Source organism: Mesorhizobium sp. B2-8-1 (genome assembly GCF_006440955.1).
GTDB lineage: Bacteria > Pseudomonadota > Alphaproteobacteria > Rhizobiales > Rhizobiaceae > Mesorhizobium.
This window is the reverse complement of record NZ_VFTX01000006.1, coordinates 380,111-392,744: the sequence shown is the minus strand read 5'-3', so window position 1 is coordinate 392,744 and position 12,634 is coordinate 380,111. Positions and strand designations below refer to the sequence as shown.

The 12,634-nt window shown below is 64.0% G+C and carries 13 protein-coding genes; 6 read left to right on the top strand and 7 right to left on the bottom strand.

Features of this window, described 5'->3' with window-relative positions:
• Positions 1 to 7 precede the first annotated feature (7 nt).
• A complete protein-coding gene (locus FJ428_RS18615) occupies positions 8 to 691 on the bottom strand; it encodes a response regulator transcription factor (protein ID WP_140762770.1) in 684 nt (227 codons plus the stop codon).
• Between the two features lie 226 nt (positions 692 to 917).
• On the opposite strand from FJ428_RS18615, the gene FJ428_RS18610 reads away from it, so the two are divergent.
• From FJ428_RS18610 to FJ428_RS18600, 3 genes are all read left to right on the top strand, one after another.
• Complete coding sequence (locus FJ428_RS18610; RefSeq protein WP_140656519.1) at positions 918 to 1,616, top strand: fumarylacetoacetate hydrolase family protein; 699 nt, start codon at positions 918 to 920, stop codon at positions 1,614 to 1,616.
• Between the two features lie 4 nt (positions 1,617 to 1,620).
• Positions 1,621 to 2,271, top strand: coding sequence for a maleylacetoacetate isomerase (gene maiA, locus FJ428_RS18605; RefSeq protein WP_140495722.1), 651 nt, complete (start codon positions 1,621 to 1,623; stop codon positions 2,269 to 2,271).
• Between the two features lie 135 nt (positions 2,272 to 2,406).
• Positions 2,407 to 3,447, top strand: a complete 1,041-nt coding sequence (locus FJ428_RS18600) for a zinc-dependent alcohol dehydrogenase family protein (RefSeq protein WP_140517186.1) — start codon at positions 2,407 to 2,409, stop codon at positions 3,445 to 3,447.
• Here FJ428_RS18600 and FJ428_RS18595 read toward each other — a convergent pair.
• Positions 3,444 to 4,343 carry a DMT family transporter gene (locus FJ428_RS18595; RefSeq protein ID WP_140555108.1) on the bottom strand — a complete coding sequence of 300 codons (900 nt, stop codon included), beginning with the start codon at positions 4,341 to 4,343 and terminating at the stop codon, positions 3,444 to 3,446. The genes FJ428_RS18600 and FJ428_RS18595 overlap by 4 nt on opposite strands.
• Before the next feature lie 108 nt (positions 4,344 to 4,451).
• Here FJ428_RS18595 and FJ428_RS18590 point away from each other — a divergent pair, with 108 nt between their 5' ends.
• On the top strand, positions 4,452 to 5,852 hold the full coding sequence (locus FJ428_RS18590; protein ID WP_140517190.1) for a PLP-dependent aminotransferase family protein: 1,401 nt from the start codon (positions 4,452 to 4,454) through the stop codon (positions 5,850 to 5,852).
• 23 nt (positions 5,853 to 5,875) lie between these two features.
• On the opposite strand, the gene FJ428_RS18585 is transcribed toward FJ428_RS18590, so the two are convergent.
• Positions 5,876 to 6,766 carry a LysR family transcriptional regulator gene (locus tag FJ428_RS18585; RefSeq protein WP_140517192.1) on the bottom strand — a complete coding sequence of 297 codons (891 nt, stop codon included), beginning with the start codon at positions 6,764 to 6,766 and terminating at the stop codon, positions 5,876 to 5,878.
• Between the two features lie 136 nt (positions 6,767 to 6,902).
• Between FJ428_RS18585 and FJ428_RS18580 the strand changes: the two genes are divergently transcribed.
• Entirely contained in the window at positions 6,903 to 8,348 is a 1,446-nt protein-coding gene (locus tag FJ428_RS18580) for an MFS transporter (protein WP_140879926.1), read from the top strand.
• Positions 8,349 to 8,383: 35 nt separating this feature from the next.
• Here the strand turns inward: FJ428_RS18580 and FJ428_RS18575 are convergent, their stop codons facing one another.
• The 3 genes from FJ428_RS18575 to FJ428_RS18565 all read right to left on the bottom strand — a co-directional run bounded on the left by FJ428_RS18575 (position 8,384) and on the right by FJ428_RS18565 (position 10,922).
• The gene (locus FJ428_RS18575; protein WP_140495716.1) at positions 8,384 to 8,881 is read right to left on the bottom strand and encodes a MaoC family dehydratase; all 498 of its coding nucleotides are present in this window, start codon (positions 8,879 to 8,881) and stop codon (positions 8,384 to 8,386) included.
• A gap of 247 nt (positions 8,882 to 9,128) precedes the next feature.
• Complete coding sequence (locus FJ428_RS18570; RefSeq protein ID WP_140495715.1) at positions 9,129 to 9,557, bottom strand: phasin family protein; 429 nt, start codon at positions 9,555 to 9,557, stop codon at positions 9,129 to 9,131.
• Positions 9,558 to 9,626: 69 nt separating this feature from the next.
• Complete coding sequence (locus FJ428_RS18565) at positions 9,627 to 10,922, bottom strand: DUF445 domain-containing protein (RefSeq protein ID WP_140555099.1); 1,296 nt, start codon at positions 10,920 to 10,922, stop codon at positions 9,627 to 9,629.
• A 398-nt stretch (positions 10,923 to 11,320) separates the two neighbouring features.
• On the opposite strand from FJ428_RS18565, the gene rirA reads away from it, so the two are divergent.
• Positions 11,321 to 11,782 carry an iron-responsive transcriptional regulator RirA gene (gene rirA / locus FJ428_RS18560; RefSeq protein WP_140495713.1) on the top strand — a complete coding sequence of 154 codons (462 nt, stop codon included), beginning with the start codon at positions 11,321 to 11,323 and terminating at the stop codon, positions 11,780 to 11,782.
• 60 nt (positions 11,783 to 11,842) lie between these two features.
• Here the strand turns inward: rirA and FJ428_RS18555 are convergent, their stop codons facing one another.
• Positions 11,843 to 12,631 (bottom strand): heme ABC transporter ATP-binding protein, encoded by a 789-nt coding sequence (locus FJ428_RS18555; protein WP_140555097.1) that lies wholly within the window; start codon positions 12,629 to 12,631, stop codon positions 11,843 to 11,845.
• Positions 12,632 to 12,634: the final 3 nt, after the last annotated feature.

Below are 12,634 nucleotides of genomic sequence, written 5' to 3'. Positions count from 1 at the left end.
CTGCCCCTCAAAACCCCGCCTGATCCCTGAAAAGCTCCGCATTATCAAGCTTCGAAACCTCGATCACCGCTTGCGTGCGGCTGTAGACGTTGAGCTTGCGCAGGATCTCCGAAACGTGCGCCTTGACCGTGGTCTCGCCCACTTGCAGCTCATAGGCGATCTGCTTGTTGAGCAGGCCCTGGCGCAGCATCTGCAACACGCGCAACTGCTGCGGCGTCAATGTCGAAAGGCGCTGCACCATGTCGGCGCGGTCGGTGCTGTCGGCGTCGGGCGGGCGGCCCTCATAACTTTCCGGAACATAGATGGCGCCTTCCATAACCGAGCGTATAGCGTTGGCCAGATCGCTCTTGCGCGCCGATTTCGGGATGAAGCCGGCAGCACCGTAGGACAGCGCCTCGGAGATGATCTTGGGCTCCTCGTAACCGGACACGATGACCACGGGCAGGCGCGGATAGCGGGTCCGAAGCTGCAGCAACCCCTCGAAGCCGTGCACCCCGGGCATGCTGAGATCGAGCAGGGCAAGGTCGAACGGCTTTGTCCCGGCCAGCAGGTCGAGTGCCTCGGCGATCGAGCGCGCCTCCACCGTGTCGACCTCGGGATAGGCCATCTGCACGGCGCTGTGCAGCGCCTCGCGAAACAGCGGATGATCGTCGATGATCAGGAACCGGGCGCTGTCAGTGGCTGCTGTCATGTGGCTCGTTTCGGTTTGCCGGCCGCAGCATAATCCCGCGACCATGGCCGACTTATTGGCAAATAGTCTATCCCAACGGAGGATGCATCGCCGCGAAAGTGATGGAAACTCCGGATTCCTTATACGGGCCGGCAAGCCAATGCTTTATGAAAAGCGACGCCTTGCCCGACCCCTTAATTCGGCCGAAGGTGCCCGCGACCCCGACATCCAACAGCAGAGACAGACCATGACCGCCTTTGTCCTCCCCGCTCCGCCAACGCCCTCGGTCGCGGTGGCCGGCTCGAACGAACGATTTGCGGTGCGCCGCATCTTTTGCGTCGGGCGGAACTACGCCGCGCATATCAGGGAGTTCGGCAATGACGAGCGCGATCCACCCTTCTTCTTCACCAAGCCCGCCGATGCGGTGGCAGACTCCGGCGCTACGATCCCCTACCCGCCGCTGACGACCAACCTGCACCATGAGATCGAACTGGTGGTCGCGATCGGCAAGTCGGGCTTCCGCATCCCGCGCGCCCAGGCGCTGGATCATGTCTGGGGCTATGCCGTCGGCATCGACCTCACCCGCCGCGATCTCCAGGACGAAGCCAAGAAAGCGGCGCGGCCATGGGACTGGTCGAAGGCTTTCGACCGCTCCGCGCCGTGCGGTCCTCTGGTTCCCGCGCAAAAATCCGGCCATCCGAACCAGGGCCGTATCTGGCTGGCTGTCGACGGCAAGATCCGGCAGGACGCCGACCTCGCCGAGTTGATCTGGCCGATCTCCGACATCGTCTCGATCTGCAGCGAAGGCATGGAATTGCAGCCAGGCGACCTCATCTTCACCGGCACGCCGGCCGGCGTCGGCGCGGTCAACCCCGGGGAGACGATGACCGGCGGCGTCGACGGCATCGGCACGATCGAAGTGACCATCGGCCAACCAAATCGGTGAATGCATGAGCGACATCGTCCTTCACAACTACTACCGCTCCTCCACCTCCTACAGGGTGCGGATTGCGCTGGAGATGAAGGGGCTGACCTATGACTACGTGCCGCATCACCTGCGCCATGGCGAGCATCTCGAACCGGCCTATCTCGCGGTCAACCCGCAGGGCCTGGTGCCGGCGCTGATCCTGGGCGACGGCACCCTGCTGACGCAATCGCTGGCGATCATCGAATTTCTCGACGAGACGACGCCCGAACCGCCTCTGCTGCCGAAGGACGCAGTTGGGCGCGCCCGCGTCAGGATGCTGGCGCAGATGATTGCCTGCGATATCCATCCGGTGAATAATTTGCGTATCCTGACCGCGCTGCGAACCCTGTTCGGCGCCGGCGACGAGGATGTCGCCAACTGGTTCCGGCACTGGGTCAAAGAGGGTTTCAAGCCACTCGAAGACCTGTTGATGGCTTCGCCCGAGACCGGCACCTTCTGCCACGGCGACACGCCGGGGCTGGCCGATATCTGCCTGGCGGCACAAGTCACCAGCAATGCCCGTTTCGGCGTCGATATGGCGCCCTACCCGACGATCTCGCGCATCAATGCCGCTTGCATGGCCCTGCCGGCCTTCCAGAACGCCGCGCCGCAAAACCAGATCGATGCCGAGTAACCTTCATTCGGCGACGCGCAGCGTCGCCATCGGCGTATGCCCAAACGGCCGACTTGTCTGGCGGAATCGATTTCCGCTTGACCGGCCAGGGAATCGGCTATCGTTTCCCGAAGTGCGCGCAAGGTGGAGTTGCCGATGAAAGCCGTCGTCTTCGAAAAATTCGGCGAGGCGCCGACGATCCAGACCGTTCCCGATCCGAAGCCGGCGCCGGACGGCGTCGTCATCAAGGTCGAGGCGACAGGCCTGTGCCGCAGCGATTGGCACGGCTGGATGGGCCATGACGCCGATATCCGCTTGCCGCATGTCCCCGGTCACGAGCTGGCCGGCGTCGTGGTAGCCGCCGGCAAGCAGGTGACCCGCTGGAAGGCTGGCGAGCGCGTCACCGTCCCGTTCGCCGTCGGCTGCGGCCATTGTTTCGAATGCACGTCCGGCAATCACCAGGTCTGCGAGCACCAGTCCCAGCCGGGCTTCAACGCCTGGGGCTCGTTCGCCGAATATGTCGCCATCGAGCACGCCGACACCAACCTCGTGCGCCTGCCCGACGAGATGGAATTCGCCACTGCCGCCAGCCTCGGCTGTCGCTTCGTCACCTCGTTCCGCGCCATCGTCGACCAGGGCCGGGTGAGGCCGGGCGAATGGGTGGCGGTGCATGGCTGCGGCGGCGTCGGCCTGTCGGCGATCATGATCGCCAGCGCCATGGGTGCCAATGTCATCGCCATCGACCTCACCGAAGAGAAGCTGGACTTTGCCAGGAAGATCGGCGCGGTGGCGACCATCAACGCGGCGACGACCCCGAACGTCGTCAAGGCGGTCAAGCAGATCACCAATGGCGGCGTGCATATGTCCATGGATGCACTCGGTCATCCCACGACCTCGTTCAATTCGATCGCCAATCTGCGCCGGCGCGGCCGCCATGTGCAGGTCGGCCTGATGCTGGGCGATCACGCCCGCCCGCAGGTTCCGATGGACAAGGTGATCGCGTTCGAGCTCGAAATCCTCGGCAGCCACGGCATGCAGGCCTACCGCTACCCCGCGATGATGGAGATGATCCGCACCGGCAAGCTGAAACCCGAGCTTCTGGTCGGCAAGAAGATCAGCCTTGAGGAAGCGCCGGCTGCACTGATGGCGATGGGCGGCTTCGAAGGCATCGGCATCGGTGTGGTGACGAAGTTTTAGCCAGCGGCGCCGGTTGCGGGCCGTGGCAAATCCCGCCTGGCAAACTTTTTGGCGCCGAATACGCACAGCACCACGCCGAGCGTGATGACGACCATCAGGGGGCTGACCTGTTCATGCAGCAGGGACGCCGCCAGGGCGAGGCCAAAGAAGGGCTGCAGCAGTTGCAACTGCCCCACGGCGGCGATGCCGCCTTGCGCGAGGCCGCGATACCAGAACACGAAGCCGATCAGCATGCTGAACAGCGAGACATAGGCAAGCCCGATCCATGCATTGGTCCCGACCGTGGCGAAGGACGGTGGCAAGGTGACCAGGGTCACCACCAGCATGACCGGCAGTGACAGCACCAGCGCCCAGCAGATCACCTGCCAACCGCCCAGCCTGCGCGACAGCGCGGCGCCTTCTGCGTAGCCCAGGCCGCAAACGACGATTGCGGCGAGCATCAGTGCATCGCCAACCGGCGAGGCCGTCACGCCTTGCGCAAGGGCAAACCCGCCCACCAGCGCGCTGCCGAGGCATGAGAACAGCCAGAAGGCCGGTCTCGGCCTCTCGCCCCCGCGCAGCACGCCGAAGATCGCGGTCGCCAGCGGCAGCAGGCCGACGAAGATGATGGAATGAGCAGAGGTGACATGCTTCAGCGCCAAGGCTGTCAGCAAGGGAAAGCCGACCACCACACCCAACGCGACGATGACAAGCGACATCAGGTCATGACGCTCCGGGCGCTTCTCGCGGAAGACGAGCAGCAGCGCGAGGCCAAGCAAAGCTGCTATCACCGCGCGCGCCGACGTCAGGAATGTCGGATCGAGATCCATCACCGCCACGCGCGTTGCCGGCAAGGAGCCGCTGAAAATCAACACGCCGATGAATCCGCTCACCCAGCCGCTCGTCGTCTTGTCCATTGCAGGCACTCCATCCGTTGCGCCCTCTATCGGGCCCATACCCATGGCGTCACCAGAGACAATGCAGTACAATTCAACAAAACTGTAATGGTTTGCCGGAAGGTACAGATGAACGTATCAGCGAGATTCGACAACAGCGGAACCCTTGTCGAAGGCGTCATGTCCACCATCCGCCAGCGAATTGCCGCGCGCAGCCTCACGCCCGGCGCCCGATTGCCCTCGATCCGCGCCTTCGCCAAATCCATGCAGGTTTCCAAATCGACAGTGGTCGAGGCCTATGAGCGACTGGCGGCGGAAGGCGCGATCCGTTCCCGGCCAGGCTCCGGCTTCTATGCCGCCGGATCGCTGGCGCCGCTGTCGCTGGCCGAGATCGGCCCCCGACTCGATCGCGCCGTCGATCCGCTCTGGGTTTCGCGGCAGTCGCTGGAAGCGGGCGATGAGATGCTGAAGCCCGGCTGCGGCTGGCTGCCCGCCTCGTGGATGCCGCAGGCAGCGCTACGTCGCGCGCTGCGCAACGTGGCGCGCGCCGATGATGTGGCCCTTGCCGACTACGGCACGCCGCTCGGGCTGCCGCCGCTGCGCCAATTGCTGGCGCGGCGCATGGCCACGCATGGCATCGAGGCTTCCCCCGAACAGGTCATGCTGACGGAATCGGGCACGCAGGCCATCGACCTCCTGTGCCGGTTCCTGCTCGAACCCGGCGATACAGTGCTGGTCGACGATCCCTGCTATTTCAATTTCCACGCACTGTTGCGTGCCCATCAGGCCAAGGTCGTCAGCGTCCCCTATACGCCATCGGGACCGGATATCGACTTGTTCGCGCAGGCGCTGGCCGAGCATCGGCCGCGCCTCTACATCACCAACTCCGCCATCCACAACCCGACCGGCGCGATCCTGTCGCCGGTCACCGCGCACCGGCTGCTCAAGCTCGCCGATCAATCGGACCTGACCATCGTCGAGGACGACATCTTCGCCGATTTCGAACACACTCCTGCCCCGAGGCTTGCGGCTTTCGACGGTCTCGAACGTGTCGTCCATATCGGCAGTTTCTCCAAGACGCTTTCGGCCTCGATACGCTGCGGGTTCATCGCCGCGCCCCGTGACTGGATGGAAGGGCTGGCCGACCTCAAGATCGCCACCACTTTCGGCGGCGGGCGGCTCGCGGCCGAATTGGTGCTGACCCTGCTCAGGGATGGCAGCTATCGCAAGCATATGGACCTGCTGCGCGCCCGGCTCTCACGTGCCATGATCGAGACAAGCGCTCGGCTGAAGGCGATCGGGATCACGCCCTGGATCGAGCAGCCTGCCGGTCTGTTCCTCTGGTGCAGCCTGCCGGATGCAGTGGACGCAGCCGAGACTGCCCGCCGCGCGCTTGCGGCCAATGTCGTGCTGGCGCCCGGGAACGCGTTCAGCCTGTCGCGATCAGCCAGCCGATTCCTGCGCTTCAACGTTGCGCAATGCGAAGACGAGCGGATTTTCAAGGTGCTGGAGGCAGCCATGCCGCGTTGACGGCCGGGGCGCGGCTTGCGCGATCAGGACTTCACGCAAATCTCGCGCACACAACTCCGCAGCCAGCGCTGCGCCGGATCGGCATCGAGCCGCGGATGCCAGAGCATGGAAATGGTGACCGCCGGAATGTCGACCGGCAGGGAAAAAGTCTGCATGCCGGCGCGCGCGCCTTGCGTATGCCGCTCGGGCACGCTGGCGATCAGTTCCGAGGCGCGCGCCATCGCGAGCGCGGCCGAAAAACCGGAAGTCATGCACACGACCATTCGTTGCAATCCGAGCCGGCTCAAGGCCTCGTCGATCGGCCCCCTTTCGCGGCCCCGCCGCGAAACATTGATGTGGCGGCCGGCCGCATAGCGTTCCGGCGTCATCGCGCCCTGGCCGAGCGGATGGCCACTGCGCACCGCGCAGACGAAACGGTCGCGAAAAAGCGCCTGGATGCGCACCTCCGGCCCGGTCTCGCCGGCCACACCTACTTCCAGGTCGATCGCCGCTTCGCGCAGTGACGCCATGTCCTTGTCCGACTTCGGCGCGAAACGCAGCCGCACGCCCGGCGCATCGGCCTGGATGCGGGCGATCAGGCGCGGCCCGAACTCCTCGACGAAGCTTTCATTGGTGCGCAGCGTGAAGGTCCTCTCCAGGCCCGGCAGATCAAGCAGCCTCGCCGGGCGCAGCAGCGTTTCCGCATCCTGAACCACACGACCGACCTGCTGGCGCAGTTCCTGCGCGCGTGGCGTTGGAACCAGACCGCGACCGGCCCGCACCAGCAGCGGATCTCCCGTCGCCGCGCGCAGGCGCGCCAGCGTGCGGCTCATCGCCGAGGGGCTGAGCCGTAATCGCGTCGCCGCACGCGCCACGCTGCCTTCGTCCAGCAGGACATCGAGGGCGACGAGCAGGTTGAGATCGGGCGGCGACATGGTTCGATCCTAGCACGAAATCCGCTGATGTGGCGTGCAACGCACGAATAGAATGCAAATGCTGCGCGTTCCGCCACATCATACAAACGATTAGATCTTCGAAGCTTCGACCTGAAGCCGACAAAGGGAGATCGCCGTGGCAGTCACTGAGCAACATCGCAACGAGCACGCATCGGTCGCACAGAAAATCCCATCGGCTGGATGGGCGCTGGCGAGCCTGTCGCTGGCCACGCTGCTGTCGTCGCTCGGCACCAGCATCGCCAGCGTCGGCCTTCCCGCGCTGATGCAGGCATTCGATGCCTCGTTCCAACAGGTGCAATGGGTCGTGATTGCCTATCTGCTCGCCATCACCATCCTGATCGTCAGTGCCGGGCGCCTCGCCGACATGCTCGGGCGGCGGCCGCTGCTGCTTTTCGGCATCGCGCTGTTCACATCGGCGTCGGTGCTCTGCGGCCTCTCGCCGGCTTTGTGGCTGCTGATCGCGGCGCGGGCGGTGCAAGGGCTTGGCGCGGCGCTGATGATGGCGCTGACATTGGCCCTTGTCGCCGAGACGGTGAGCAAGGCCAGGACCGGCAGCGCCATGGGCCTGCTCGGCGCCATGTCGGCCATCGGCACCACGCTCGGCCCCTCCATGGGCGGCCTGCTGATCGCCGCTCTCGGCTGGCGTTCGATTTTCCTGGTCAACGTGCCGCTCGGCATCCTGACCTTTGCAATGGCCTGGCGTGCTTTGCCTACCGGCAACCGGACGGTGCGGACCGGCCAAGCCGGCTTCGATGGTTTGGGCACGGGCCTGCTGGCCCTGGCATTGGCGGCTTACGCATTGGCGATGACACTGGGTAGAGGCAGTTTCGGGCTCATCAACATCGGCCTGCTGGTCGCGGCTGGCATCGGCATCTTCCTGTTCGCCACGGCGCAAAGGATGGCCAAAAACCCATTGGTCGAGCTTTCCGCCTTCCGTGATCTCTCGCTGAGCGCCAGCCTGGCCATGAATCTGATCGTCGCCACCGTGATGATGGCTACCTTGGTGGTTGCGCCGTTCTATCTCTCGCGCGGGCTCGGACTGGACGCGGCAAACGTCGGACTGGTGCTCTCGACAGGCCCGCTGGTTTCGGCGCTGTCGGCGTTGCTCGCTGGACGCCTTGCCGATCGCTTCGGAGCCAAAAGGATGATGGTCGCGGGCCTGCTCGGCCTTGCCACGGGCACGTTCCTCCTGTCCCTGGCGATAACGACACTCGGCATCGCCAGCTATGTCGTCCCCATCACCGTGACCTGCTTCGGTTATGCCCTGTTCCAGACAGCGAACAACGCCGCCGTCATGCGCAGCGTCGGCGCCGGTCAACGCGGCGTCATCTCCGGCCTGCTCAATCTGTCGCGCAACCTTGGCCTCATTACGGGCGCCTCCGTCATGGGCGCCATATTCGCCGCCGCATCGGCCGGAGGACGTGAAGCCGGCGGCCAAGGCATGCTGACGTCAGCGGCGGCGGCCAGCGGAATGCAGGTGACCTTCCAGACGGCAACGGCACTGGCGGTGGCGGCGCTGGCGCTCAGCCTTTTGCCGAGCCGGCGGGCGGAGAATGCCTGACGAAGATCAATTCAGGGGGCTTGGGCGAATGCCGCTCAGGCCCCTGCCCGCTTGCGGCGCTCATAGAGCATGACCAGCGTCTCGGCCGTCAGCGCCGGCTTTTCCTCGCCCTCGATCTCGACGGTGTTGGCGGCCTTCATCAGGTATTGGCCCGGCCCCCTGTCCTCCATGGACAGCAGCGTGGTGCGCAGCCGGATGCGTGCGCCCACCTTGACCGGCGCCAGGAAACGCACCTTGTCGAAGCCGTAGTTGAAGGCGGCCTGCGTGTTCTCGGGCACGATTCCCATGCCGAGCGCCAGCGCGCCGATGATCGACAGCGTCAGATAGCCATGGGCGATCGTCGTGCGGAACGGGCTTTGCCGCCGCGCCCGTTCGGGGTCGACATGGATCCATTGATGATCGCCGGTGCATTCGGCGAACTGGTTGATACGGTTCTGGTCGACTGTCGTCCATTCCGAGACGCCAAGCTCCTGCCCGGACATCGTCCTCAACTGCTCGTAGGTCGGCGGCGTCTTAGGCCGTATTTCGGTCATTCCTGTTTTCCCGATAGCTTCCAACGCTTCCGGACCACGAACCGGCGGCCTCTGTCAATTCGCCCTGCATGATTCGGTCCCCTTGGGATCGATGCGAATCCTGGCATCACTCTACGTCAAGCCGTGTTCGCCCGGCCTTGGCATTTGAGGGTACCCATGGTGTAAAGGCATAGCGGCCGATGAAAGAGCATCCGAACAAACTTCGCCTGGCGCAGGGTTGGCAGGCAACCGGTCTTTGTCACGCAAGCTACTTCTTCTCGTAGCCGGCGCGGATTTCCTCCATCGCCTCCTTGATGCGCATGCGCAGGATGTCGACCGATTCGGTGCCGGATTTCCTGACCAGCTCGGCCACTTCGCTGGCATTCTTCAACGTAGTCTCGAAGGATTTCCTGGCGAACTCAGTCTGTTTGGCCATCAGGTCCTGCGGCGTGCCGGGCGCTCTGTAGCCTTGCGTCATGTCGGCAATTTCGCGCAGCGTGTCCTGCAGCATCTCGCGTTGCCTGGAGAACAGCGACGACGCGCCGGCGGCACTTGCCCGCGCCGATTTCTCCAGCGCTTCAAGGTTCTTGCGGTGGTGCGCGAGGATCGCCTCGACATCGACATTGGGCAGTTTCAGGTCACGGCCGAACCGGCCGAACATGTCCGTGAAGGAATCGGAATCCGGTTGTTTGGCCATGCTCATCTGCTCCCCTGTTGCCGCGACTGCTGATGCCCGTCCATGAGAATAGGGCATGGCGTGCGCCCGTCAATTGACGAGAAACAGCCGCTCAGCTGTGTAAAGCGCGATGCCAGCCAGACCGCCGATGATCATGCCGTTGAAGCGGATATATTGCAGGTCCCGGCCGATATTCATCTCGATCAACCGCGTCAGCTGCGCCAGGTCCCAGCGCTTGACCTGGTCGGCGATGAATTTCGATACGCCGCTCTTCTGGCTCTCGACGAAAGAGGACAGCGCCACCACGAATCCCTGGTTCATGTCGGCCCTGATCTTGGCGTCTCCGGCCAGATGCCGGCCGACCTCGACGAACATGTTGGCAAGATGCGCGCGGATGATCGATCGCGGCGCCTTGGCATCCTGCTCGATGAACAGGCTGAGGCTTTCCCACATGTCGCCGGCCAGCGCCTTGACTTCCGGCCTGGCGAGGAAATCGCGCTTCAGCTTCTCGGCGCGCCTTGCATATTGCTTCGACGTTCTCAGCCGCTCGACGAAGCCCTGTGCGAAACGATCGAATTCTGCGCGCATCGGGTGCTCGGGATCGGCTCTCACCTCGTCGAGCAGCGAACCGGCCGAGGCGACGATCTTCTTCAGGAGATAGGCGTCGGCCCTGAACAGGTTGAACAGCGACGGCAGTTCCTCGCGGATCTTTTCGCGCATGGTCGTCAGCGCCTGTTCATCGTTGAGGAACCGGCCGATCACCTTGATGAACTCATCGAAAAGCCTCTGGTGACGGCGATCGTCGGTCAGGGCCGAGAGCAATTCGGCCGCCAACGGCGCCAGCGGCACTTTTTCGATCTGCTCCAGCATCCGGCTGGTGACGAAGCCGCGCAGCCCCGATTGCTCGACGGCGGCAAGCGTCTGCGGAACCAGGCGCACGACGAAACGCGACAGGCCCGCGGCACGTTCGGAATCGGCCAGCCAGTCGGCGACGAGCGCCGAGAAATCGACCTCGGCCAACTTTTCGCGCACCGGCTCGGGGGCAAGGAAATTGGCTTCGATGAAACGGCCGAGACTATCGGCGATACGGTTCTGGTTCTCGGGAATGATCGCGGTGTGCGGGATCGGCAGACCGAGAGGCCGCTTGAACAGCGCGACCACCGCATACCAGTCGGCCAGGCCGCCAATGGTCGCCGCCTCGGCAAAGGCGGCGACGAAGCCGAGCCAGGGATAGGTGCTCTCGAAGGACTTGGCCAGAGCGAACACGGCGACGCAAAGCGCAAGTGCCGCCGTGGCGACGAATTTGGTCCGCCGCAGCATTGTAAGCTTGGCATGCGCGTCGGCATCGTATCCGCCGGAAGCCAGGGCCGTGGCTGATTGTGACATGTCAGAGCCGCTCCTCGTCGATCTCTGATCTATTTAGAGCATTCCAGGAAAGGTGTGTAACGCTGTTCTCTGGAAAAGCGCCTGGCGCTTTCCCCAGGGAATTGCGTGAAAACAAAGAGTTAGGGCGGTCGGCCATTCTGCCAATCACTGGACCGCTCTGGTGTTTCGCCCGAGAAAATGCGCGTGACAGCCGATTCGGCCCGCGTCTTGCCGCCTTGCGCACACAAAGTTGACGGGAATATTCAGCTATTAGGCGAAGCTAGTCTGGAATTATTCCAAGGTATAGGCCATATTCCGCCGAGGCCAGTGTGGCGAATCCGAAAGCTCGGAGCAAAGCCGCACCAGCAAAGTTCAAAATCTGGCGTGATCGCAGCTCGCCGGCGCTTTGTGAGGACAAGATGCGACTTACCCGCCAGACCAATTACGCCATGCGCATCCTGATGTATTGCGCGGCCAATACCGATCGGCTGAGCCGCATCCCCGAGATCGCCGCCGCCTATTCGGTGTCGGAGCTTTTCCTGTTCAAGATCCTCCAGCCACTGGTCGAGAATGGCCTTGTCGAGACGGTGCGTGGCCGCAATGGCGGCGTCAGGCTTGGCCGTGCCGCGGAATCGATCAACCTGTTCGACGTCGTGCGCGTGACGGAGGAAAGCTTCGCCATGGCCGAGTGCTTCGAGAACGACGCCGCGGAATGCCCTCTGGTCGACAGTTGCGCGCTGAATTCCGCGTTGCGCGAGGCGCTCAACGCCTTCTTCGCGGTCCTTGCCCGCTATACGATCGCCGATCTCGTGGCGGCGCGTCCGAACGTGCGCAACCTGCTCGGCATTGACCTGCTGGAGCGCCGCGCACCGGCGGCCTGATCCGGTTTGCCGCAGGCTGGACCTGCGGCGAACGTCCAGAATCTAGGCCGCTGCCAGAATCTAGGCCGCTGATTGAGGCAGCACGAACGGCATATTGCCGGCTGGCAGGACTCCAACCTTTAAGCGGCAACCGAATACCCTTTCGATCAGATCGTCGCTCAGCACATCCTGCGGCGAACCGGTGGCGGCAAGCCGGCCGCGGTGCATGACGAAAATCCGGTCGGCATACATCGCCGTCAGGTTGAGGTCGTGCAGGATGGCAACCACGCCGCCGCCCCTTCTGGCGAAGTCGCGGGCAATGTTCATGATGATCAGCTGGTGCTTGATGTCGAGGCTGGACACCGGCTCGTCCAGGAACAGATAGCGCGGCTTGCCGTCGAGCACCGGCGCCCAGATTTGGCACAGCACGCGGGCGAGTTGAACGCGCTGCTGCTCGCCGCCGGAAAGCTCCTGATAGAAGCGGCCGGCGAAACCGTCGAGGTCGACACGCGCCAGCGCCCGTTCCGGCAGGCGTTCGTCCTCGCCCGGCAGCACACCCGAGCAGCCTCCGACAAGGCCGAGCCTGACAATCTCGCGCACAGTAAAGGGAAACGACAAGGTCGTCGCCTGCGGCAGCACCGCGCGCAGCGTCGCCGCCTCGACTGGCGTTATCGTCGAGAGCTCGCGGCCGTTGATGGCAATCCGGCCGGTATGCGCGAGTTCCCCCGACAGCGCCTTGAGGAAGGTCGTCTTGCCCGACCCATTGGGGCCGACAATGGCCGAAATCTCACCCGGCCTGACCTCGAAATCGACGCCGGCGACAATGCCTTTCCTGCCGATCGCCACCGAAACATCGCGCGCTTCGATCATGAA

What these genes read in the sequence shown, in the direction of transcription:
- rirA (WP_140495713.1), top strand. Translation starts at nt 11,321, where the DNA reads ATGCGACTTACCCGCCAGACCAATTACGCCATGCGCATCCTGATGTAT.
- FJ428_RS18610 (WP_140656519.1), top strand. Translation starts at nt 918, where the DNA reads ATGACCGCCTTTGTCCTCCCCGCTCCGCCAACGCCCTCGGTCGCGGTG.
- FJ428_RS18555 (WP_140555097.1), bottom strand. Translation starts at nt 12,631, where the DNA reads ATGATCGAAGCGCGCGATGTTTCGGTGGCGATCGGCAGGAAAGGCATT.
- FJ428_RS18595 (WP_140555108.1), bottom strand. Translation starts at nt 4,343, where the DNA reads ATGGACAAGACGACGAGCGGCTGGGTGAGCGGATTCATCGGCGTGTTG.
- maiA (WP_140495722.1), top strand. Translation starts at nt 1,621, where the DNA reads ATGAGCGACATCGTCCTTCACAACTACTACCGCTCCTCCACCTCCTAC.
- FJ428_RS18590 (WP_140517190.1), top strand. Translation starts at nt 4,452, where the DNA reads ATGAACGTATCAGCGAGATTCGACAACAGCGGAACCCTTGTCGAAGGC.
- FJ428_RS18575 (WP_140495716.1), bottom strand. Translation starts at nt 8,881, where the DNA reads ATGACCGAAATACGGCCTAAGACGCCGCCGACCTACGAGCAGTTGAGG.
- FJ428_RS18615 (WP_140762770.1), bottom strand. Translation starts at nt 691, where the DNA reads ATGACAGCAGCCACTGACAGCGCCCGGTTCCTGATCATCGACGATCAT.
- FJ428_RS18585 (WP_140517192.1), bottom strand. Translation starts at nt 6,766, where the DNA reads ATGTCGCCGCCCGATCTCAACCTGCTCGTCGCCCTCGATGTCCTGCTG.
- FJ428_RS18565 (WP_140555099.1), bottom strand. Translation starts at nt 10,922, where the DNA reads ATGTCACAATCAGCCACGGCCCTGGCTTCCGGCGGATACGATGCCGAC.
- FJ428_RS18570 (WP_140495715.1), bottom strand. Translation starts at nt 9,557, where the DNA reads ATGGCCAAACAACCGGATTCCGATTCCTTCACGGACATGTTCGGCCGG.
- FJ428_RS18600 (WP_140517186.1), top strand. Translation starts at nt 2,407, where the DNA reads ATGAAAGCCGTCGTCTTCGAAAAATTCGGCGAGGCGCCGACGATCCAG.